Genomic DNA, 738 nt, shown 5'->3' with positions numbered 1-738 from the left:
CACAGTAATTACGGTGCTGCGCTGGAGAAACAGGGTGTGGAAATCACGCTGATTTACAGCGGCAGCCATAAGGTGGATGGCAACCCCTACAGCCATCTTCCGGATGACGTCCGGGAGACACTGCAGTCCCGGATGGACGCAACCCGCCAGATGTTTGCGCAGAAGGTGTCGGCATATACCGGCCTGTCCGTGCAGGTTGTGCTGGATACCGAGGCTGCAGTGTACAGCGGTCAGGAGGCCATTGATGCCGGACTGGCTGATGAACTTGTTAACAGCACCGATGCGATCACCGTCATGCGTGATGCACTGGATGCACGTAAATCCCGTCTCTCAGGAGGGCGAATGACCAAAGAGACTCAATCAACAACTGTTTCAGCCACTGCTTCGCAGGCTGACGTTACTGACGTGGTGCCAGCGACGGAGGGCGAGAACGCCAGCGCGGCGCAGCCGGACGTGAACGCGCAGATCACCGCAGCGGTTGCGGCAGAAAACAGCCGCATTATGGGGATCCTCAACTGTGAGGAGGCTCACGGACGCGAAGAACAGGCACGCGTGCTGGCAGAAACCCCCGGTATGACCGTGAAAACGGCCCGCCGCATTCTGGCCGCAGCACCACAGAGTGCACAGGCGCGCAGTGACACTGCGCTGGATCGTCTGATGCAGGGGGCACCGGCACCGCTGGCTGCAGGTAACCCGGCATCTGATGCCGTTAACGATTTGCTGAACACACCAGTGTAA

The 738-nt window shown here is 59.3% G+C and carries 1 protein-coding gene; it reads left to right on the top strand.

Annotated features, from left to right (window positions below; all coding sequences use genetic code 11):
- Nucleotides 1–738 (top strand): S49 family peptidase (locus DF185_RS22985; RefSeq protein ID WP_165836113.1); only part of this gene is annotated, 738 nt, incomplete at its 5' end.

The organism is Marinifilum breve (genome assembly GCF_003202155.1).
GTDB lineage: Bacteria > Bacteroidota > Bacteroidia > Bacteroidales > Marinifilaceae > Marinifilum > Marinifilum breve.
This window is presented reverse-complemented; position numbering and strand designations above follow the sequence as displayed.